Source organism: Streptomyces sp. NPDC047706, assembly GCF_043204795.1.
Taxonomy (GTDB): Bacteria; Actinomycetota; Actinomycetes; order Streptomycetales; family Streptomycetaceae; genus Streptomyces.
On sequence record NZ_JBIDCW010000010.1, the window covers coordinates 87,231 to 107,673 of the forward strand.

General features: G+C 72.9%; 21 protein-coding genes and 1 riboswitch. Of the genes, 9 read left to right on the plus strand and 12 right to left on the minus strand.

Annotation, left to right across the window (positions count from 1 at the left end):
* Positions 1-203: 203 nt before the first annotated feature.
* Complete coding sequence (locus tag ACGF8A_RS14420) at positions 204-467, plus strand: bacterioferritin-associated ferredoxin (RefSeq protein WP_393107828.1); 264 nt, start codon at positions 204-206, stop codon at positions 465-467.
* A gap of 5 nt (positions 468-472) precedes the next feature.
* Here the strand turns inward: ACGF8A_RS14420 and bfr are convergent, their stop codons facing one another.
* Positions 473-982: a bacterioferritin gene (gene bfr / locus ACGF8A_RS14425; RefSeq protein WP_393107830.1), complete on the minus strand. Its 510-nt coding sequence runs from the start codon at positions 980-982 to the stop codon at positions 473-475.
* 197 nt (positions 983-1,179) lie between these two features.
* Here bfr and ACGF8A_RS14430 point away from each other — a divergent pair, with 197 nt between their 5' ends.
* Positions 1,180-1,812 carry a sulfite oxidase-like oxidoreductase gene (locus tag ACGF8A_RS14430; RefSeq protein WP_393107833.1) on the plus strand — a complete coding sequence of 211 codons (633 nt, stop codon included), beginning with the start codon at positions 1,180-1,182 and terminating at the stop codon, positions 1,810-1,812.
* A 16-nt stretch (positions 1,813-1,828) separates the two neighbouring features.
* Here ACGF8A_RS14430 and ACGF8A_RS14435 read toward each other — a convergent pair whose 3' ends face one another.
* From ACGF8A_RS14435 to thiO, 6 genes are all read right to left on the minus strand, one after another.
* Entirely contained in the window at positions 1,829-2,305 is a 477-nt protein-coding gene (locus tag ACGF8A_RS14435; protein WP_393107835.1) for a DUF4396 domain-containing protein, read from the minus strand.
* Between the two features lie 100 nt (positions 2,306-2,405).
* Positions 2,406-3,281, minus strand: coding sequence for a deoxyribonuclease IV (locus ACGF8A_RS14440; protein WP_393107838.1), 876 nt, complete (start codon positions 3,279-3,281; stop codon positions 2,406-2,408).
* Between the two features lie 34 nt (positions 3,282-3,315).
* On the minus strand, positions 3,316-5,244 hold the full coding sequence (gene pknB, locus ACGF8A_RS14445) for a Stk1 family PASTA domain-containing Ser/Thr kinase (RefSeq protein ID WP_393107840.1): 1,929 nt from the start codon (positions 5,242-5,244) through the stop codon (positions 3,316-3,318).
* A gap of 117 nt (positions 5,245-5,361) precedes the next feature.
* Positions 5,362-6,159 carry a thiazole synthase gene (locus ACGF8A_RS14450; protein WP_393107842.1) on the minus strand — a complete coding sequence of 266 codons (798 nt, stop codon included), beginning with the start codon at positions 6,157-6,159 and terminating at the stop codon, positions 5,362-5,364.
* A 3-nt stretch (positions 6,160-6,162) separates the two neighbouring features.
* Entirely contained in the window at positions 6,163-6,363 is a 201-nt protein-coding gene (gene thiS / locus ACGF8A_RS14455; RefSeq protein ID WP_393107844.1) for a sulfur carrier protein ThiS, read from the minus strand.
* Positions 6,360-7,526 (minus strand): glycine oxidase ThiO, encoded by a 1,167-nt coding sequence (thiO, locus tag ACGF8A_RS14460; protein ID WP_393107846.1) that lies wholly within the window; start codon positions 7,524-7,526, stop codon positions 6,360-6,362. The genes thiS and thiO overlap by 4 nt, the downstream gene beginning before the upstream one ends.
* Positions 7,523-7,636, minus strand: a riboswitch (TPP riboswitch). It overlaps the preceding gene by 4 nt.
* 52 nt (positions 7,637-7,688) lie before the next feature.
* Between thiO and ACGF8A_RS14465 the strand changes: the two genes are divergently transcribed.
* From ACGF8A_RS14465 to ACGF8A_RS14490, 6 genes are all read left to right on the plus strand, one after another.
* Positions 7,689-8,027: a hypothetical protein gene (locus ACGF8A_RS14465; RefSeq protein WP_393107848.1), complete on the plus strand. Its 339-nt coding sequence runs from the start codon at positions 7,689-7,691 to the stop codon at positions 8,025-8,027.
* An 80-nt stretch (positions 8,028-8,107) separates the two neighbouring features.
* On the plus strand, positions 8,108-9,325 hold the full coding sequence (locus ACGF8A_RS14470; protein WP_393107850.1) for an NAD(P)/FAD-dependent oxidoreductase: 1,218 nt from the start codon (positions 8,108-8,110) through the stop codon (positions 9,323-9,325).
* Positions 9,326-9,402: 77 nt separating this feature from the next.
* Positions 9,403-9,768 (plus strand): Rv2175c family DNA-binding protein, encoded by a 366-nt coding sequence (locus ACGF8A_RS14475; protein WP_393107852.1) that lies wholly within the window; start codon positions 9,403-9,405, stop codon positions 9,766-9,768.
* A 136-nt stretch (positions 9,769-9,904) separates the two neighbouring features.
* Positions 9,905-10,561 carry a thiamine phosphate synthase gene (gene thiE / locus ACGF8A_RS14480; RefSeq protein WP_393107854.1) on the plus strand — a complete coding sequence of 219 codons (657 nt, stop codon included), beginning with the start codon at positions 9,905-9,907 and terminating at the stop codon, positions 10,559-10,561.
* Positions 10,562-10,693: 132 nt separating this feature from the next.
* Positions 10,694-11,617 carry a methylenetetrahydrofolate reductase [NAD(P)H] gene (gene metF / locus ACGF8A_RS14485; protein WP_393107856.1) on the plus strand — a complete coding sequence of 308 codons (924 nt, stop codon included), beginning with the start codon at positions 10,694-10,696 and terminating at the stop codon, positions 11,615-11,617.
* A gap of 56 nt (positions 11,618-11,673) precedes the next feature.
* Positions 11,674-12,615, plus strand: coding sequence for a hypothetical protein (locus ACGF8A_RS14490; protein WP_393107858.1), 942 nt, complete (start codon positions 11,674-11,676; stop codon positions 12,613-12,615).
* A gap of 101 nt (positions 12,616-12,716) precedes the next feature.
* Here the strand turns inward: ACGF8A_RS14490 and ACGF8A_RS14495 are convergent, their stop codons facing one another.
* The 5 genes from ACGF8A_RS14495 to ACGF8A_RS14515 form a co-directional block, all read right to left on the minus strand.
* Positions 12,717-14,210, minus strand: a complete 1,494-nt coding sequence (locus tag ACGF8A_RS14495) for a phytoene desaturase family protein (RefSeq protein ID WP_393107860.1) — start codon at positions 14,208-14,210, stop codon at positions 12,717-12,719.
* 579 nt (positions 14,211-14,789) lie between these two features.
* Positions 14,790-15,404: a DUF4126 domain-containing protein gene (locus tag ACGF8A_RS14500; RefSeq protein ID WP_393107862.1), complete on the minus strand. Its 615-nt coding sequence runs from the start codon at positions 15,402-15,404 to the stop codon at positions 14,790-14,792.
* Between the two features lie 483 nt (positions 15,405-15,887).
* Positions 15,888-16,517: a TetR/AcrR family transcriptional regulator gene (locus tag ACGF8A_RS14505; RefSeq protein WP_393107864.1), complete on the minus strand. Its 630-nt coding sequence runs from the start codon at positions 16,515-16,517 to the stop codon at positions 15,888-15,890.
* A 50-nt stretch (positions 16,518-16,567) separates the two neighbouring features.
* Positions 16,568-18,652, minus strand: a complete 2,085-nt coding sequence (locus ACGF8A_RS14510) for a YhgE/Pip family protein (RefSeq protein ID WP_393107866.1) — start codon at positions 18,650-18,652, stop codon at positions 16,568-16,570.
* Positions 18,624-19,538 (minus strand): ATP-binding cassette domain-containing protein, encoded by a 915-nt coding sequence (locus ACGF8A_RS14515; RefSeq protein WP_393107868.1) that lies wholly within the window; start codon positions 19,536-19,538, stop codon positions 18,624-18,626. The genes ACGF8A_RS14510 and ACGF8A_RS14515 overlap by 29 nt, the downstream gene beginning before the upstream one ends.
* A 195-nt stretch (positions 19,539-19,733) precedes the next feature.
* On the opposite strand from ACGF8A_RS14515, the gene ACGF8A_RS14520 reads away from it, so the two are divergent.
* Positions 19,734-20,303: an SAV_6107 family HEPN domain-containing protein gene (locus tag ACGF8A_RS14520; protein WP_393107870.1), complete on the plus strand. Its 570-nt coding sequence runs from the start codon at positions 19,734-19,736 to the stop codon at positions 20,301-20,303.
* Positions 20,304-20,443: the final 140 nt, after the last annotated feature.

Genomic DNA, 20,443 nt, shown 5'->3' on the forward strand with positions numbered 1-20,443 from the left:
GCCGGGTTTACGGTCTGTTTTTTCTGGGACCGGACCTCGCCCGCGCCCCGGCCGCGGGCCGCCGCGCGGGGCGTTTGGGGTGGGGCCCCCCACCCCCCCCCCCCCCCCCCCCCCACCACTTTTGCGGCCCGGATCCGCCGGGTAAGGTTAGGTTAGCCTCACCGATCAACGGGGACGGCACCACGAATCCAGCCCGGCGGGAGGTGAACCGCGTGTACGTCTGCAGTTGCTTCGGGATCACCGAGCAGCAGGTTCAGCAGCACGCGGAGAACGGCGCCTGCACCCCCCGCCAGATAGCCTCGGCCTCCAAGGCGGGCACGGACTGCGGCGGCTGTGTGCGCCGTATCCAGGCTCTGCTCGGCCGCGGCAGCTGCCCGCGCCGGGAACTGGCGGAACAGGGCAGGTCGCCCCTGGCCGACGTGGCACAGCCGGCCGCCGCCGCGCAGGTGGCCGCCGAGGCCGCCTGAGCGTCTCAGCCGCCGTACTTGGCCGACTCCTTGGAGTCGGGCTGGCTCTGCTCGATCAGCGTCGAGAGATAGAGCGACTCACCCAGCTTGTCGATCAGTTCGAGCTGTGTGTCCAGGTAGTCGATGTGATGCTCCTCGTCCGCGAGGATCGCCTCGAAGATGTTCGCCGACGTGATGTCGGCCTTGGCGCGCATGATCTCCACACCGCGCCGCAACCGGTCGATGGCCTCCACCTCGACCTCCCGGTCCGCCTGGAACATCTCGGTCACGGTCTGGCCGACGCGGACGTGGAAGAGCCGCTGGTAGTTGGGCAGGCCGTCCAGCAGCAGGATGCGCTCCGTGAGCACCTCCGCGTGCCGCATCTCGTCGAACGACTCGTCCCGGGTGTACTTGGCGAGCTTCGTCCACCCCTTGTGGTCCTGCAGCTTGGAGTGCAGGAAGTACTGGTTGATCGCGGTCAGCTCGGCGGTCAGCTGCTCGTTGAGCAGTTCGAGCACCTCGGGGTCGCCCTGCATGAGGGGGCTCCTTCCACGGCGGGGAGTCGAAAAGGGAGGTTGCGCCGCATGATTGCACCGGGTGTCGAAGATCGTCCAGTAAGTGCGTACTTAGTAAGTAAGTGCATGCTTGGTAAAACTAGAACGGCTTGTCCTGGTTGTCCCGTCCTGGACGGGGCTGGTCCTGTGCACCGTCCACCGTCTGTCAGGATGGAGGCATGGGTCACCCGGTGGAGCGCGAATCTGGAGCAGCGGCATCGTTCGAGCTTCCGCCGGGGCAGCGAGTGCAGCGCGGATGGCCGGTCACGCACTACGGTCCGGTGCCCAAGTTCCGGCCCGAGCGCTGGGAGTTCAGGGTCTTCGGCGCCACCGCCGACGCAGAGAAGCGCTGCTGGACCCACGAGGAGTTCACGGCCCTGCCGTACACCACCGTGACGGCCGATCTGCACTGCGTCACCAAGTTCAGCATGCTCGGGGCGGAGTGGGGTGGCATCCCCGCCCGGACCATCCTCGACCTCGCGCCGCCCGCACCGGATGTCACCCATGTGATGGTGTGGGCGGAGTACGGCTTCAGCTCCAACCTGCGGCTGTCGGACTTCGCCTCCGAGCGCGCCATCTTCGCCACCCACAAGGACGGTGAGCTGCTCACCGCCGAACACGGCTTCCCGCTGCGCCTGATCGTCCCGCACCTGTACGCCTGGAAGGGCCCGAAGTGGGTGCGCGGCGTGGAGTACATGACCGCCGACCGTCGCGGTTTCTGGGAGGAACGCGGCTACCACAACATCGGCGATCCCTGGCGGGAGCAGCGCTACTCGTACCAGGAGGAGCCCGGGGACGGCCCCGAGCTCTGACCCCTGCCGGCCGCGGTCAGTGGTGGTACTGGTGCACCACCGCGTGGCCCTTGCCCCGGCCGATCATCCACTTGTTGACCGGGACCGTGACCACGAAGGCGACCGCGAGGGCGATCGCCAGGACGGCCCAGAAGAGCGCCGTGTCGAGTCCCGCGTCCATCGCCCCCGGCCAGAACGCGATCACGCCGTTGTCGACCAGCTCCATCACGGCGATGGACAGCGTGTCCGCGGCCAGCGCCACCCGGATGCCGGCCCGCAGGCCCACGCCCGCCCTGAGTACTCCGCGCAGGGTGAGGGCGTAGCCGAAGAAGAAGGCCAGCACGACCGCCAGGGCCAGGGTCGGTACGTCGCCCCAGCCGAGCGCGGTGCCGATGACCATGCCGAGCACCTCGCCGACGGCGCAGCCGGTGAGGCAGTGCAGGGTGGCCCGGACGGCCATGGGCCAGCCGGCCGGGGAGGGTGCTGGTGCGTGCCGCGCGTGCTCGTGCTGCATACGTGCCCCCAATGTCCAGGTGGTGGTTCCCGTAACAGCGGCAACCATATACCCCCTGGGGGTATTCCTCGGTCTACTCCTCGGGCTGTTCCCCGGCCCTTCAGGAATCCCGTAGCTTCTTCAGCCGCTCCACATCGGCCGCGTGCCCCTGCTTGCCGCCGGGTGTCTCGATGATCAGCGGCACCCCCTCGGTGGCGGGGTGGGTCATCAGGGCGCGGAACGGATCCTCGCCGATGTGGCCGGCGCCGATGTTCTCGTGCCGGTCCTTGTGGGCGCCGACCAGGTCCTTGGAGTCGTTGGCGTGGATCAGCTTCAGCCGGCCCTCGCCGACCGTGCCGACCAGCAGGTCCAGCGTCCGGTGCATCCCGTCCGGGCCCGTCAGGTCGTGCCCGGCGGCGAAGACGTGGCAGGTGTCGAGACACACGCCCAGCTTCGGATGGGCGTCCAGGGCCTCGAAGTACGGCCCGAAGTCCCAGGTGCGTGAGCACAGCGAGGCGCCCTGGCCCGCCGTGGACTCCAGCAGGACGTACGGGTCGTCGTCGGTGAGCTCGTCGAGCAGCGGCAGCAGGTACTCCCTTACCTGCTTCAGGGCCACCGAACGCTTCCGCCCGCCGGTCGCGCTGCCCGTGTGCACGACCACGCCGAGCGCGCCGATCGCCCGCCCGCGGCGCAGCGAGTGCCGCAGCGACTCCACCGACCGCTCGGCGGTGGCCTCGGTGTGCGAGCCGAAGTTGATCAGATAGGGCGCGTGCACGTACACCGGGATCGACTCCTCGGCGCACGCCGCGCGGAACGCCTCGTCCTGGCGCGGGTCACCGGCCGGCGTGGCCCAGCCACGCGGGTTGGCGACGAAGACCTGCACGGTCTCGGCCTTCAGGTCGTGGGCGTAGGTGAGGCCCACGGAGTGCAGGCCGCCGGCGACGGGGACGTGACCGCCGACGGGGTTGCGGGAGGGACCGGGGTGCTGACTCTTCACCCGTTCAGGGTGTCACGCGACCCCCGGCGCCCCGTCAGCGGATCTGGAGGGTGATCGTCGACCCCTTGGGCGCGGTCTCGCCGCCCGGGACGGACTGCCGGCGCACGGTGTCGCCGAACAGACCGAGCAGTCCGCGGTCCTCCTCGACCTCGAAACCGGCGCCCCGGAGTCTCTGCCTTGCCTCGTCCACGCTGTCGCCCACCACGTCCGGAACCTCGATCATCTCCGGACCCTTGGAAAGGGTCAGCGTCACCGTGTCGCCCGCGGCGGCCTCGCCGTCGGGTCCCGGGTCCTGCCGGGCGACCTGCCCTGCCTCGTGCTCCGAGTTGATCCGCCCGGCGGCGACCCGCACCTTCAGGCCCGCCTCCTGGAGCCGCTCCCTGGCCTCGCCCAGGTCGCCGCCGGTGACGTCGGGGACGTCCACCCGGGCGCCCTTGCTGACGGTGAGCGCGATCGCCGTGCCGGCGCGGGTCGTCGTGTCCGTCGCCGGGTTCGTGCCGATCACGAAGCCGCGCGGGACGTCCTCGCTGAAATCCCGGGTCACCATGCCCGGTTCCAGCCCGCTGTCCTCGAGCACGCCGCGCGCCTTGTCCAGCCGATGGCCCGCGACGTCCGGCACCTTCACCGTCTCGGGACCGTCGGAGACGGTCAGCGTCACGGAGTCGTTGTGCCGGATCCGGGCGCCCGGCGCCGGGTCGGTGCTGATGATCGTGCCGCGCCGCACCGTGTCGCTGTAGGCGTGCTTGACCTGCCCGACCTCCAGCCCGGCGTCCGCGAGCCGGTCCTCGGCCTGCGCCTCGGTCTTCGCCAGCAGCGGCGGCACCTGGGTGAACTGGCCGGAGTTGATGTACCACACGCCCGTACCGAGGCCCAGCGCGAGCAGCACCGCGGCGACGACCGTGGCGACGCCGCGCCGGGGCCGGGTCCGGCGGCGCGGGGCGTCGTCGAGGGGCGGCGACTCCAGACGGCTGGTCCGGTTGTAGCGGGACTCGTCGTCGTCCTCGTTCACGGGCAGCCGGCGCAGCGCGGTCAGCGCGCGCGGGATCACGCTCGTCCGGTCGTCGGCGTTGTCGTGCTCCGCGGTGACCGCCTGCGGGGGCACCGCGTCGAGCTGCTCGGCGCCGAGCGCCCCGCGGGCCTCACGGGTCAGCGCGAGCAGCGCCACGGCGTCGCAGGGGCGGACCTCCGGCATGCGGGCGGTCGCCGCGGCGACCAGCTCGTCCAGCTCGAACGCCAGGCCGGGCACCGCGGCCGAGGGCGGCGGGACGTCCTCGTGCACATGCCGGTAGAGCACCTGGGCGGCGGAGTCCCCCGTGTGCGGCTTGCCGCCGGTCAGCATCTCGTAGAGCACCACACCGCACGCGTAGACGTCGACACGGGGATCGGCGCTGCCGTGCTCGATCTGCTCCGGGGCGAGGTAGGAGACGGTGCCCAGGACCGACCCGGTGGTGTGGGTGACCGTGTCCACGGCCCGGACCAGGCCGAAGTCGGCCACCTTGACCCGTCCGTCGTCCCCTATCAGGACGTTCTCCGGCTTCATGTCCCGGTGCACGAACCCGGCGCGGTGGGCGGCGCCCAGCGCGGCCAGGACCGGCTCCAGGATGTCCAGCGCGGCCCGCGGCTGCAGCGCCCCCCGCTCGCGCAGCACGTCCCGCAGGGTGCAGCCGGAGACGTACTCCATGGCCAGGTAGACGTACGCCCCGTCCGCCCCCTGGTCGAACACCTGGACGACGTTGGGGTGGGCGAGCCGGGCCACCGACTTGGCCTCGCGGATGAAGCGCTCGACGAAGGAGGCGTCCACTGCCAGGGTCGGATGCATCACCTTGAGCGCGAGGACGCGGTCGAGGCGGGTGTCCACGGCCCGGTAGACCGTGGCCATCCCGCCGACCGCGATCCGCGCGTCGACGCGGTAGCGGCCGTCGAGCAGCTGCCCGACCAGAGGGTCTTGAAGGGTCGTGTCCACGCAGGCGAGTGTACGAGCCGTCACCGACACCACCGGCCGGTTCCCGGACCATCGGGGCGGTACTGCAGCCGACCTGTGACGTGCCTTACCCGACTGTGCCCTCGGCGCCGTACCGGGTCATTGGAAGGCGGGCCGTTCCGGGTCCAGTGCGGCCGTGCCCGCCACCGGCGACGACGCCTGAGCGAAGTGGCGCCTCGGGATACGCCCCGCCCGCCGGGCCAGCCGCCCCGCCTCCACGGCGCCGCGCATGGCGGTGGCCATCAGCACCGGCTCCTGCGCCCGGGTCACCGCTGAGGCGAGCATCACACCCGCGCACCCCAGCTCCATCGCGAACGCCGCGTCCGACGCCGTACCCGCTCCCGCGTCCAGGATCACCGGCACCCGCGCGTGCTCGACGATCAGCTGGAAGTTGTGCGGGTTGCGGATGCCGAGGCCGGAGCCGATCGGCGACCCGAGCGGCATGATCGCGGCGCAGCCCACGTCCTGGAGCTTGCGGGCGAGGACGGGGTCGTCGTTGGTGTACGGCAGCACCGTGAAGCCGTCGTCCACCAGCGTCTCCGCGGCGTCCAGCAGCTCGATCGGGTCGGGCAGCAGGGTGCGCTCGTCGGCGATGACCTCCAGCTTGACCATGTCGGTGCCCAGCGCCTCGCGCGCGAGGCGGGCGGTCAGCACCGCCTCACCGGCCGTGAAGCAGCCGGCCGTGTTGGGCAGCACGCGGATGCCCAGCTTGTCCAGCACCGACAGCACGGAGCCGTGGACGCCGGGGTTGACGCGCCGCATCGCGACGGTGGTCAGTTCGGTCCCGGAGGCGATCAGCGCGCGCTCCAGCACGTCCAGGCTCGGCGCGCCGCCGGTGCCCATGATCAGCCGGGAGGTGAAGGTCGTACCTCCGAGGACAAACGGATCGTCGGCCATGGGTCAGCCTCCTTGGACGGCGGTGAGGACCTCGACACGGTCCCCTTCCGAAAGGGGTGTGGCGGGCCACTGGGTACGCGGGACGACGGTTTCGTTGAGGGCGGCGGCCACTCCGGAGGGCGCCGCGGTGAGGGTGCGTACGAGGGCGTCGAGAGCCGTCCCGTCGGCGATCCGGCGGGGCTCCCCGTTGACGGAGATGATCATGCGGGCTGCTCCGTGAGTGCGGCGCTGAAGCGCTTCGGCGTGAAGGGACGGGCCTCGTCCGGAAGTTCACCGGTCGTCAGGACGTGCGCCATGGCGTCACCGGTCACCGGGGTGAGCAGGACGCCGTTGCGGTAGTGGCCGGTGGCCAGCAGCAGACCGTCCAGCCCCGTAGGTCCGAGCAGGGGCGCGTTGTCGGGCGAGCCGGGCCGCAGGCCCGCCCTGGTCTCCGTCAGCGGCAGCTCGGTGAGCCCCGGGACGAGCTCGTGCGCGTCGCGCAGCAGCTCGTACACGCCCCCGGCGGTGACCGTCGTGTCCCAGCCCAGCTCCTCGCTGGTGGCGCCGACGACCAGCTCACCGCTCGTCCGCGGCACCAGGTAGACGTGGCTGCCGCGGACCACCGCGCGCACGGTGCGGCTCAGGAACGGCGCGAGGCGCGCCGGCACGGTCAGCCGCAGCACCTGCCCCTTGACCGGCCGCACGGGCGGCACTGCGGCGTCCGGGACGCCCGCGAGCCGCCCGCTGAGGCTGCCGGCGGCGAGCACCACCTGCGCGGCGGCCAGCTCGCCCCCCGCGCGCGTGACGACGCCCGTCGCCCGCTCCCGGACGACCAGCAGCCGCTCGGCCCACTCCCGGTGGAAGACGACACCCGCCCGCTCACAGGCGGCCACGAGGGCCGCCGCGAGCCGCCGCGGATCGATCTGGTGGTCGCCGTCCACCCGCAGCCCGCCGCGCACACCCGGCGCCAGCATCGGCTCCAGGCGGCGGCAGTCCCGGCCCGACAGCCACTCGGAGTCGAGCCCCGTGTGCCGTTGCAGGGCGTGCAGTTCGCGCAGATGGGCGCGGTCGTCGGCGTCCAGCGCGACGGCGAGGGTGCCGCAGCGGCGGTAGCCGAGGTCGTGACCGGTGAGGTCGGTGAGTTCGGCCGCGAAATCCGGATAGCGGCGGGCCGACGCGAGGTTCAGACCGAGCAGGGTCTGCTCGCCGTAGTGGAGTTCCGTGACGGCGGCCAGCATGCCGGCCGCCACCTGGGCGGCCCCGCCGCCCGGTTCCGGGTCCACCACGGCGGTGGCGAGTCCGCGCTGCGCGGCACGCCAGGCCGTGACCAGACCGATGATTCCGCCCCCGATGACGAGGACGTCCGAGGTGCGTGCAGAAGACGACACGGGTACCGCGCCCCTCCCTTCGCCGGCATGACCCGGATCAGGTTCGTACGGTCGGAGGCCGCCCAGCCTCCCTCTCAGCCCGGTGCGTCCGGGCTCCCGCGAGTGCTTTACGGTGGCCACCCTAGCTCTTGACTCCGCCCCTCTGTAAGGGAGCCGCCTGGCATGCCCCGCTCACTGGACGGCCTCGTCCTCGCTCCCGTCGCCGACCAGGCCCCGGGCCAGGTGGGTACGCGCACCCGGTTCACGTACCACGAGGAGGACGGCGAGGTCTGGGCCGAGTACGCGGGTGGGGACGTCGTCCGCGGGTACCTCGTGGGGACGCGCGCGGGGGACCGGCTGGACTTCCGGTACGTGCAGCTCAAGCGGGACGGGACGACGTCCTCGGGGCACTGTGTGTCGGCCGTCGTGGAACTGCCGGACGGGCGGGTCCGGCTGGAGGAGAGCTGGGAGTGGGAGTCGCAGGCCGGCAGCGGGACGAGCGCGGTCGAGCAGCTCGGCTAGCGGTGGCCCGTGGCACGGGGGACCGCGCAACGGGCACCGCCCCCCTTACTGACAAACTGTCAGGTGTCTATGGTGATCAGGTGAGCGAGCAGACGAGGGCACAGGCGCGGCGCGTGGTCGTCGTGGGCGCGGGCATGGCCGGGGTGCAGACCGCGGTCGCCCTGCGGGAACAGGGCTTCGACGGCGCGGTGACGCTGATCGGCGCCGAGCCCCACCAGCCGTACGACCGGCCGCCGCTGTCCAAGGCGGTCCTGCTCGGCACGGCCGAGCACTCCGCCTTCGACGTCGACTTCGAGGCGCTCGGCATCGAGCTGCACCTCGGGCGTGAGATGACCGGTGTGCGCCCCGGTGACCACGAGCTGGACACCGAGGCCGGGCCGGTGCCGTACGACGTGCTGGTCCTGGCCACCGGAGCGGAACCCGTCACCCTGCCCGGCGCCGAGGGCGTCCCGGGCGTGCACCTGCTGCGTACCCTGGACGACGCCGAGCGGCTGCGGCCGGTGCTCGCCCGGCAGCACGACATCGTGGTCGTCGGCGCGGGCTGGATCGGCGCGGAGTTCGCCACCGCCGCCCGGGAGGCGGGCTGCGCGGTGACCGTCGTCGAGGCCGCGGACCGTCCCCTCGCCGGGGCGCTGCCCGCCGACGTGGCCGCGCCGATGAGCGCCTGGTACGCCGACAGCGGCGCCGTCCTCCGCACGCACGCGCGCGTGGAGCGGGTCGAGCCCGGGGCGGTCGTCCTGGACGACGGATCGCGGGTACCCGCCGGCGCCGTCGTGGTCGGCATCGGCGCCCGGCCCGCCACACGCAGGCTCGCCGGCTCCGGCATCGAGCTCGGCCGGCACGGGGAGGTCCTGGCCGACGACCACCTGCGCACCTCGGCGCCGGACGTCTACGCCGTGGGTGACTGCGCGTCCTTCCCCTCGGCGCGGTACGGCGAGCGGCTGATGGTGCACCACTGGGACAACGCCCTGCAGGGCCCCCGCACGATCGCGGCGAACATCATCGGCGAGGCACCGGCCGTCTACGACCCGGTCCCGTACTTCTGGTCAGAGCAGTTCGGGCGCTTCGTCCAGTACGCCGGGCACCACGCGTGCGCCGACGCCACCGTGTGGCGCGGAGACCCGGCGGGGCCCGCCTGGTCGGTGTGCTGGCTGCGGGAGGGCCGGCTGGTCGCCCTGCTCGCCGTGGGCCGCCCTCGGGACCTGGCGCAGGGCCGGCGGCTGATCGAGGCCGCGGCCGCGATGAGCCCGGAGCTGCTCGCCGACCCGGCGCGCCCGCTGAAGGCGGCCACGGCCTAACGCGTCGCCGCAGGTCAAAGGGGTTGGTGGGCGGGGCTGACTTCCGAGTGTCAGTGGGGGATGGCAGGCTTGTTCCCGTGACCGAGATTGACGCAAAGATCGATGCTCTCGTCCCCGCCTGGCTCGCCCTCCCCGACATCGCCGAAATGCTCGGCGTCGAGGTGACGCGTGTGCGGCAGCTGGTCAAGGAGGGCCAGCTCATCGCCGTGCGCCGCGGTGAGAACCGTGCGCTGCACGTCCCCGCCGCCTTCATCGACGGGGACAAGGTCGTCAAGGGCCTGTCCGGGACCCTGACGCTCCTGCGGGACGACGGCTTCACGGACGAAGAGATGCTGGAGTGGCTCTTCACCCCCGACCCGAGCCTGCCCGGCACTCCCGCGCAGGCGCTCGGCGAGAATCGCGGCACGGAGGTGAAGCGGCGGGCCCAGGCACTCGCCGTCTGATCCCAGCCCGACCCGAGAAGGCTGTCCGGCGTACGGGCCGGGCCCGCGGGCCCGGCCCCCGGGGCCGAGCGCCCGCGCGGCCCGTACGCCGGCGGCAGACACATCCAGAGGTACCGATCCACGGGGGGACCCACCTATGCCCGACACCGCCGCCACCGCTCGCGCCCGGCTCGCCGACGCCCGTGTCTACCTGTGCACGGACGCCCGCAAGCGCCAGGGCGACCTGCCCGAGTTCCTGGACGCGGTCCTGGCCGGCGGGGTCGACATCGTGCAGTTGCGCGACAAGGGCATGGAGGCCGCCGAGGAGCTCGAGCACCTCGGGGTGTTCGCCGACGCCTGCGCCCGGCACGGCAAGCTGCTCGCCGTCAACGACCGCGCGGACGTCGCCCACGCCGCCGGCGCCGGTGTGCTCCATCTCGGCCAGGGCGACCTCCCGGTCCCCGCGGCCCGGGCGATCCTCGGCGACGACATCCTCATAGGCCGGTCCACGCACGCGGCGTCCGAGGCCGCGGCGGCGGCAGTCCAGGAGGGGGTCGACTACTTCTGCACCGGGCCGTGCTGGCCCACCCCCACCAAGCCCGGCCGCCACGCCCCCGGCCTCGACCTGGTCCGGCACACGGCGGCGCTGGGCACCGGCCGTCCCTGGTTCGCCATCGGCGGCATCGACCTCGGCAACCTCGACCAGGTCCTGGACGCGGGCGCCCGCCGGGTCGTCGTCGTCCGCGCGATCACCGAGGCCGACGATCCGGGCACGGCGGCGGCGGAGTTCGCGAAGCGGTTGCGAGGCGTCTGAAGCCGTCGGCGGCCTCGGGGGCGTGACCCGATGTGACCGGACGGTGTCCAAGGGGTGGACAACAAGCCGACAATCCAGGCAAATTCCCTGCATCCGGTTGGGGGACAGGCACCCCCTGGCTAACCTGCCCCTATGGCCCTCGGAACCGCATCCACCAGGACTGATCGTGCACGCACCGTGCGCGACATGCTCGCCGCCGGCAAGACGACGTACTCGTTCGAGTTCTACGCGCCGAAGACCGCCAAGGGTGAGCGCAGCCTGTGGAACGCGCTGCGCAGGGTGGAGGCGGTGGCCCCCGACTTCGTCTCCGTGACGTACGGAGCCGGCGGATCCACCCGCGCGAGCACGGTCAAGGAGACGCAGCAGATCGTCGCCGACACCACGCTCACCCCGGTCGCCCACCTCACCGCCGTCGACCACTCGGTCGGCGAGCTGCGCAATGTGATCGGCCAGTTCGCCGACGCCGGCATCCGCAACATGCTGGCCCTGCGCGGCGACCCGCCCGGCGACCCGATGGGGGAGTGGGTGCCGCACCCCGAGGGTCTGACCTACGCCGCCGAACTCGTCCGCCTCATCAAGGAGTCGGGAGACTTCTGCGTCGGCGTCGCGGCCTTCCCGGAGATGCACCCGCGCTCCGCGGACTGGGACACGGACGCCCGGCACTTCGTCGACAAGTGCCGGGCCGGCGCCGACTACGCGATCACACAGATGTTCTTCCAGCCGGAGTCCTACCTTCGACTGCGTGACCGAGTGGCCGCCGCGGGCTGCGAGACGCCGGTCATCCCCGAGATCATGCCCGTGACCAGTGTGCGGATGCTGGAGCGGCTGCCGCAGCTCAGCAACGCTCACATCCCGTCCGCCTTGAAAGAGCGGATCCTCACAGCGAAAGACAATCCGTCCGCTGTACGCTCCATCGGGATCGAGTTCGCCACGGAGTTCTGCGCACGGCTGCTGGCGGAGGGAGTGCCGGGTCTGCACTTCATCACGCTCAACAACTCCACGGCGACCCTGGAAATCTACGAGAACCTGGGCCCGCACCACCCCCCGCGGGCCTAGACCGGTCGCACGCTCATACGACACACTGCGTAACGGCCACTGGGAGAGGGGCGTACATGGGCTGGACGGTCCTCTACATCGCGTTCGGCATCGTCGCGCTGTGGCTGCTCGGCGAGGTGCTGCTGCAGTACAAGGCGCGGCTTCGCTGGCGCCTGCTGGCGTTCGCCGGCTTCCTCGGTGTCGTGGTCGGGGTACTGATCCCGTCCGTCATCGTGATCGGCCTCGGCGCCGCCGCCTTCGCGGTCGGCCAGACCTACGTCACGCTGTCGTTCCGCCGTGGCTTCGCGGCCGGCTGGGCGGTCACCGGGCGTCCCACCCTGGGCGGCAGCAAGCGCCGCCGCGGTGAGCCGGAGCACCAGGACCCGACCCTGGAGGTCTCCGACCTCGAGGCGTCCGGCTACGGCGACGGCGAGGGCAGGTACGAGCAGGGCGGCACCGGCTACGGCCAGGAAGACCACGAGCGCGACGACGTCTTCACCCCCGCCCGCCCCGGCGCCGCGACCGCCGCCGAGACCACCTCCGTGTACGAGCCGCAGCCGATGCCCGACGACACGGGCTCCTACGGTGTCTACGGCGACACCGGCGGGTACGCCACCCAGGGCCAGGCCCAGGACCAGTACGCGGCGGCGGCCCAGTCCGCCGACCAGGCTTACGCCTACGACGGCTACTCCGGCTACGGCCAGCAGCAGTACGGCTACGACACCACCGGCCAGCAGCAGTACGCCGCCTACTCCGACCCGTACATCGGCACCCAGACCTACGGCGGGTCGTACGACGCCGGGTACGACCAGCAGTACGGCCAGCAGGGCTACGGCCAGGACCAGTACGCCGCCGGAGGGTACGGCGGCGAGACCCCGGCCGGCGGAGTGTGGGTGCCGCAGCAGCGCAACCCCGACGACCCTTACGGCGGCGAGCTTCCGCAGGAGCAGCCCTACCCGTATCAGGGGGACGGTCAGGTGCCGCAGGGGAACGGGTACGACGAGCGGTACCGCTTCTGAGTTCTCCCGCCTGCCCGCCGCGAGTGCGCGGGCGTCGGGCGTGGTGAGCCCCGCGCGTCCCGGTTGCCCGGACCGCGGGGCTCACCGATGTCCGCGTGCCCTCACCGGGAACCGCGGAAGTCCGGCCCCTCCACGATGAGACCCGACACCAGCGCGCCCGACATCCCCGCGTGCGGGAGGCCGCCGCCCGGGTGGCACCAGCCGCCGACGGTGAACAGGCCTGGCAGCGCGGTGCTGTTGGAGGGGTGCAGAAGCCTGCCCCCGGCCGCCGCCAGCGCGGGGGCCGGGACCGCCCCGCCCTCCGCGCCGGTCGCCGCGGCGATGTCGGCCGGCGTGTGCGGTTCGTACCGGAGGAGCCGGGCGCGGAGGTCCGGTATCGCACGCTCGGCGGCGCTGATCATGGCTTCGGTGTGGTGGGCGGTGCTCTGCGGCGCGGCCGAGGCCGGGACGGTGGCCGTCACGGTGACCGCCTCGTGGTCCGGGTCCGGGACCAGCCGTGGGTCGTCGGGGCGCAGGACGGTGACCGTGGGGTGCGCAGCCCCGGCGCCCGCCGGGCCGGTGCCGAAGACGGCGGCCAGCTCGCCCTCCCGGTCCGCGGTGTGCACCACCGTCCGGTGCGGTGTTCCCTCGGGGCGGGGGCCGCTCAGCGCCAGCAGCACCGTCAGGCGGCTGGGCAGCCCGCGCTGCGGCGGGACCTCGCCGGTGGCCCGCGGGGGCATGCCCTGCAGAGCGCCGGGCGCGACCCCGGCGACCACGAGGTCCGCCTCCGCGACCGTCCCGTCGGCGAGCTCCACGCCCGCCGCCCGGCCGTCCTTGTCCAGGATCCCCGCGACCTCGGCGCCGAAGCCGAACTCGACCCGGCGGGCGAGACAGCGCTCGTACACCGCGCGCGCCAGCTCCCGGATGCCGCCGCGCACGTACCAGACACCGAAGGCGTGCTCCATGTACGGCAGCACGGCCGCGCTCGCCGGTGCGAGCCGCGGGTCGAGGCCGTAGGCCAGCGCGTGGCTCTCCAGCAGGGCGATCAGCCGGGCGTCGCGCAGCTCCCAGGCGCCGACCTCGGCGAGCGTGGCCGCCCGGCGGGTGCGCAGCAGCTTCTTGTGCGGCACCGAGGGATAGGGCTCGCGCTCGGCCAGCACCGGCCAGTTGGGCCACAGGGGCTCCTCCAGGAGGGGCCGGCGCGTGCGGTCCCAGGCCTCGCGGGCCCGCACCAGGAAGTCGCCCCAGCGGTCGCCCGCACCGGAGCCCAGCGCCTCGTCGAGAGCGGCGACGACGCCGGCGCGCGAGGCGTTCGGCAGCGACAGCTCGGTGCCGTCGGCGAAGAGGTGCCGGGCCGAGGGGTCGACCTGCGTCAGCTCGACGCACGCCTCCAGCGGCTCCTTGCCGGTCTTGAGGAACAGGTCCCGCCAGACCGCGGGCAACGACAGGATCCCGGGACCGGTGTCGAAGGCGAACCCGTCCCGCTCCCGCTGCCGCACCGCTCCGCCGTACGTCTCCGTACGCTCGTACACCGTCACCCGGTGGCCCGCCACGGCCAGCCGCGCGGCAGCCGCCATGGCGCCCATCCCAGCGCCGATCACCGCAATCCGTGCCATGCCTGCGACTTTATCGGTCACCACTGACACTCCGTGACCGCCCCTGCGCCACCGCGCCGGACGCCGGAAGGCGGACTTGGCCAGTGCGCGGCCCTCAACTGCCAGGTGCCGACGGCCACGGCCGGCTCCCCGGCGGGCGGAGCCGGTCCCCGGCGGGCGAGGTGCCTGACGGCCACGGGCCCGAGGCCGCGTCGCGGCGAGCGTCGTGGCCCACTCCGGCGGCAGGTGCGGGGGCCGCTTCGCGGGGTGCGGTGCCTGGTCATGGCGGGTGCGGGCCTGAGCGGGTGGGTGCGGGGACTGCTTTGTGGCGAGAGCCGTGACCCAGCTCGGCGGGTGCGGGGGCCGCTTCCGGCGAGCGGAGTCGCGGGGCCGTATCCCGACGAGCACTGGGCCGCATCGCGGCGGGCTTGGCGTCGGCGGTGGCGGATCGGGTCGTACTCCGGGCGGGCTTGGCGTCGGCGGTGGCGGATCGGGTCGTACTCCGGGCGGGCTTGGCGTCGGCGGTGGCCGAGCGAGCCGTACCTCGGCAGGCCCTGCGCCGGCCCCAGCGCAACGAGCCTCACTCCGGCGCACCCCGCCTCACCCCGGTGGGCCGGTCTCGCGTCTCGCCAGGTGTCGTTCCTCGCGGCGTTGGGCTCTGCGGCGCAGGAAGCGGTGGATGCGGGAGGTGAGGAAGTACAAGGTGATCAGGCCCAGGACCAGCAGAACCGCCGCGATGATCGCCGCCGCCTCGGGGTAGAAGATCGCGAACGTGACCAGCCCCCCGACGCCCAGATCCTCGGCGACGCTGATGAGCACGTTGCTGAAGGGCTCCGGCGACGCGTTGACCGCCATGCGCGTCCCGGCCTTGACCGCGTGGCTGGCCAGTGCCGTCGAACCCCCGATGGCGCCCGCCGCCAGGTCGGACAGCGAAGCGCTCTGCCCGGCGAGCAGCGCCCCGACCCAGGCGCCGGCGGCCGGCCGGATCAGCGTGTGCACCGAGTCCCACGCGGAGTCGACGTACGGAATCTTGTCCGCGACCGCCTCGCAGAGGAACAGCACGCCCGCCGTGATGAGTACCTCGGGGCGTTGCAGTGTCTCCGGGACCTCGTCGCTCAGCCCCGTCGCACCGAAGAAGCCGAGCAGCAGCACCACGGCGTACGCGTTGACGCCGCTGGCCCAGCCGCTGGTGAAGACGAGAGGGAGTACGGACACGGACGCGATCGTAGCCACCGGGCGGCCACGCGTCCTGGGGGCGAACGCGGACGGCTGAGTACCCGTACCTAGTCAGGGAGATGAGTACGCGCGCGGATGGGGCTCCGCCTGCGTGAACGAGAGAGTGGGGGCACGGAAAGGGGCCCGGCGCCGGCACCGCCGACACGGGGCGGCGGAACGGCGTGGCCCTGGACCGCTCCTTCCGCCGGCCGAGGCCGGCGGGAGCGAGGCACGGGGGCACTCCGGGGGAGGGACGACCGAACGGGGGCCCGACGGGGGAACGAGGAAGGGAACGGGAAACGGGGGCACGGGGGAGCGGGAAACCCAGGGGATCACGGGGGATCACGGGGGTACGGGGTACGGGGGTACGGGGGTACGGGGGTACGGGGGAGCACACGGAAGCGCCGGTCCGGCGTGGCCCGCGGGGGACGCGGCCACGATCCGGACCGGCGCTTTCCGCTTCCGGTGGGCTGCCCGCGCCGCCTACGGCCGCCCGCTCACCCGCCCCTGCAACAGCCGCGACAACGCGGCGTGCACGTCGTCCAGGGAGCGCTCCGGCTGGAACGCCTGCCAGTCCAGCGCGGCCACCAGCACCATGCCGACCAGCGCCGCCGCCGTCAGCGGCACGTCGATCTCCTCGCTGAACTCGCCGTGCTCGATGCCCTCGCGCAGCACGTCCTCCACGACGGCCACCGCCTTCTGGCGCACCACCAGCAGCGTGGACTGCCAGGCCCGGTTGGTGCGCCACAGCTCGGCCACGTACAGCTGGGTGAACGCCGGATAGCGGTCGATGAAGACGAGCCCCGCCCGGATCATGGCGTCCAGCGCGGCCACCCGGGTGCCGCCCTCCTTCGCCGTCCGCTCGGCCGCCTCCCGCAGGGAGGCGGTGAGCAGGCCCACGCCGTGCCGCAGCAACTCCTCGAAGAGGACGGACTTGCTGGCGAAGTTGTAGTACACGGTGCCCTTGGCGACCCCGGCCCGCTCGGCGATCTCGTCCACCGTGGTCGCGGAGAAGCCCTGCTCCGCGATGAGCGTGACGGCCGCCTCGTAGAGCTTCTGCCGGGTCGCCTCGCGGCGGGTACTCGCCCCCGACGTGGCGCTGCTGCTTTCCATGGCCCTGATTGTCACAGGAACGGCATCGCTGTAGGGCACAGCCGACGAGGTCACAGGCTCAGCTCCGGGTGCAGCCGGTCCAGCGTCCACACCTGGCGGCGGCGTGCCGACAGCGCGGTCAGCGCGAGGGCGCCCACGGTGAACGCGGCGAGCACCACGCACGCGTGCCAGACGGGACCGAGGCCACCACCCGTGATGAGCCTCCGGAGCGCCTCGACGACGTAGCTCATCGGCAGGAACGGGTGCAGCGCGTTGAAGAAGCCCGGACTGGTCTGCACGGGGTACGTGCCGCCCGCGGACGTCAGTTGCAGCATCAGCAGCGCGAGCACCAGGATCCGCCCCGCGGCCCCGAAGCGCGCGTTCAGCCACTGGACGATCGCCGCGAAGCACGCCGTCACCAGGAACAGGAAGCCCACCGTGCCGGCCGCCCGCACCATCTCCAGGCCGACCGCCCAGTGCAGCACCGCCATCAGCGCCACCGTCTGGAGCACGCCGATCGCCAGGACCGGCAGCCAGCCCGCCAGCGCGATCCGCCAGGCCGAGGCACCGGTGGCCAGCGCCCGCCGGTTGAGCGGCGCGATCAGCATGTACGCCACCATCGCGCCCACCCACAGGGACAGCGGGATGAAGTACGGGGCGAAACCGGTGCCGTAGTTGGGCGCCTCGTACAGGGACTTGGAGGCCAGCTGGACCGGGTCCGCCATGATCTCGGTGCGCGCGTCGCGCTCCCGCCTGTCGTAGTCGGGGATCTGCTCCGCGCCGTCATGCAGCCCGTTCGCGAGCTTCACCGAGCCGTCGACCAGCTTGAACATGCCTCCGCTGAGGTCGTCCGCGCCCGTCTTGAGCTCGCCGACGCCCGTGTCGAGGTCCACCGCACCCGTCCGGGCGGTGCCCAGTCCCGTGTGCAGTGCCTTGGCGCCCTTGGCGACCTTTCCGGCACCCTCGTTCAGCTTGTTGATCTTCGCGACGGCCTCGTCCAGGTCCTCCGAGAGGTGCGGGGCGTCCTTCGCGAGCTCCCGGGCCTGCTGCTCCAGGGTGGCCAGATGGCCGTCGAGCGCGTCCATGTCATCGTCGTAGCCGCTGATCACGGTGTTGAGGTCGTCCGCGATCGTCGCCACGTCGGCCGCCGAGTCCATGGCCTTCTCCAGGTCGGAGCAGGCGGCGTCGGGCAGCACGGGGGTCTCGCAGCGCCGCTTGTGGATGTCGCTCAGCGCGTCGGATGCCAGATGCGCTCCCGTGGCGGCGGCCGGCGCCCGCTTCACCAGCGCGTCGAGGTTGTCGCGGATCGCGGCGGACGAGTCGGCGACCAGCACCGCCGTGTCACCGATGGTCCTCTCGTTCTCCTGGAGGAAGGGACCCAGCTTGTCCGCGATGCCGTTGACCTGGTCGGCGAGCGTCTGCGTACCCTGCGAGACCTGTGCCGAACCGTCCTTCAGGTCACTGGCGCCGGTGGTGAGCTTCGTCAGGCCCGAGGAGAGGTCCCCACTGCCGTCCTTGGCCTCCTTCAGGCCGTCGGCGAGGTCCTTGGAGCCCTTCTCGGCCGTGCCGATGCCGCTCTTGAGCTGGTCGGCGCCGCCTGCCGCCTTCACCGTCTCGCCGTGGATGTCGGAGAACGAGATGAAGATCCGGTCCAGGAAGGACCGCGACGCCTTGGTGGACGCCGCCGTGCGCACCTCGCTGAACACCGTCCGTGATATCTGCCCGACGATGTAGTTGTTCGCGTCGTTCGTACGGACCTGGAGAGCGCCCGTCTCGGGGGAGTCGCCCGAACTGGAGGCGATGCGCTCGCTGAAGTCGGCCGGCATGGTCAGCGACAGGTAGTACGTGCCGTCCTCGACGCCCGCGCGCGCGTCCTCGGCGCTCACCTCGTGCCAGTCGAAGACCTCGCTGTCCCGCAGCCCCGCCACGATGTCGTCGCCCGCCTCGACCTTCTTCCCGTCGGCGGTCGCGCCCCTGTCGTCGTTCACCAGCGCCACGGGGAGCCGGTCCAGGCGGCCGTAGGGGTCCCAGAAGGACCACAGGTACAGCGCGCCGTACAACAGCGGCAGCAGCAGAAGCGCCACCAGGGCGGCCCGGGGCAGCTTCCCCCGGCCGAACCGCCGCAGCTCAAGCGCGGCCAGCCTCGGCGAACGCATCCGCCGCCTCCTTCGTCTCGTCGCGGGCCACCAGGCCGTCGCGGACCGTGCCCCCGTCGTCCCCGTCGTCCCCGTCGTCCCCGTCGTTCCCGCCGTCCTCGTCGTTCCCGCCGTCCCCGTCGCCCGATGCGCCGCCGGCGTCCCGGTCGTCGCCTGCGTGCGGGGCGTCGTCCGCGGACTGCTCCGGTACGTCGCTCCCGGCCCGCCCGGTGGACAGCGCCACGGCCTCCCCGGGGGCCTCGCTGCACACGGCGAGTACCGTCGTCCCGGCCTCGGTGATCGACCTGAGCAGCGCCCACACCTCGGCCCGCTCGGCGTCGGAGAGCTTGAGGTCGGTGTCGTCGACGCCGAGCAGCCGGGGCCGCCCGACGAGCGCCAGCGCGACGGACAGCCGCAGCGCCTCCACCCGCTCCAGGTCGCGTACGGCGGTCCGGGACCCCTTCGGCAGGGCCTCCCGGTCGAGCCCGGCGGCGGTCAGGGCGGCGTCGATCCTCAGCCGCGCCTCGTTCGCGCGCTCGGCACGCGGCCGCAGCAGACCCCGCAGCGAGACGCCGAACCTGCGCTGCAGCAGTGCCCTTTCGCGCAGGTGCTCCCCCACGGTCAGCGCCGGGTCGAGATCGGTGACGCCGGGGACGTGCGCGAGCGCGCTGACCCGGCGCAGGGCCGCCATCTGCTTCGGCAGCCGGGCGTCGCCCACCTGCGCCGTCCCCTCGGTCGCCTTCATCCGTCCGGTGAGCGCGAGCAGCAGGCTCGTGCGGCCCGACCCCGACGGACCCTCGATCGCGATCAGCGAGCCGGGTTCCGCGGCGAAGGTGAGGCCGCGGAAGGCCCAGCCGCGGGGCCCCTCGAGCCCGAAGTCGCGGGCGGTGACGGCGAGTCCCGTCACGGGTCCCCCCACAGTGCCCCCAGGTGTTTCCGAATCGAACCATTTGAACTGACTGGTCAGTGCAAAAGCTAACCCGAACCTGCGATCGAAGCAAAAGCCCAGGTCAGAAAGGATTGTCAGTGCCATACCTCACGATGGGCACATACGGCACCCCGTGTGAGGGCGTGCCGTCACCCAGACGACAGGAGGTTCGTCATGGCCAACTCGTCCGCAGCCGCCGCCCGCCGGCGCCGCGCCACCGGCCCTGCCCCCTCACTGACCGGCCCGGCGAGCGACGTGCACCCCGTGCTCCGCCGGGCCACGGCCCCGCCCGCCGCCCTCGACCTGCTCGCCCAGGCCCGCACCGGGCTCGACGAGGCGACAGCCCTCGAAACGCCGAACGAGCGCTACGCCCTCGCCCACCTCGCCGCCCTGCGCACCGCCGCCGCCGTGCTGGCCGCGCGGGGCCGCCCGGAGACCAGCCCCCGGCGCCGGGCCCGGATCAGGAGCGCCTGGGAAGTGCTCCCCGAAATCGCGCCCGAGCTCACCGAGTGGAGCGCGCTGTTCGCATCGGGGGCCCGGCGCCGCGCCCGGGCCGAGGCGGGCATCCAGGGCGCGGCCAGCCGTCGGGACGCCGACGACCTGATACGTGACGTGGCGACGTTCCTCCGCCTCGTCGAGCGGATGCTGGTGCTCCAGCCGGTCCTCCCGCCGCCCCGCGCGGACGTGGACGCGGAGGCGGCGCGGGATCGCGGCCCCGGCCGCGGCATGCCCGACGCCGGCTGACGCACCGCGGGTGCCCGATGGCGGAACCACTGGTGGTCAGGGGGAAGGTGCGGCCGTCGCGGTGACCGGCCGGCGCGCCGGAGGCAATAGGGTGGAAGGCGCCTGAAGCCTTCCCTCCCGCACCCGGGGCGGGTGAGGCA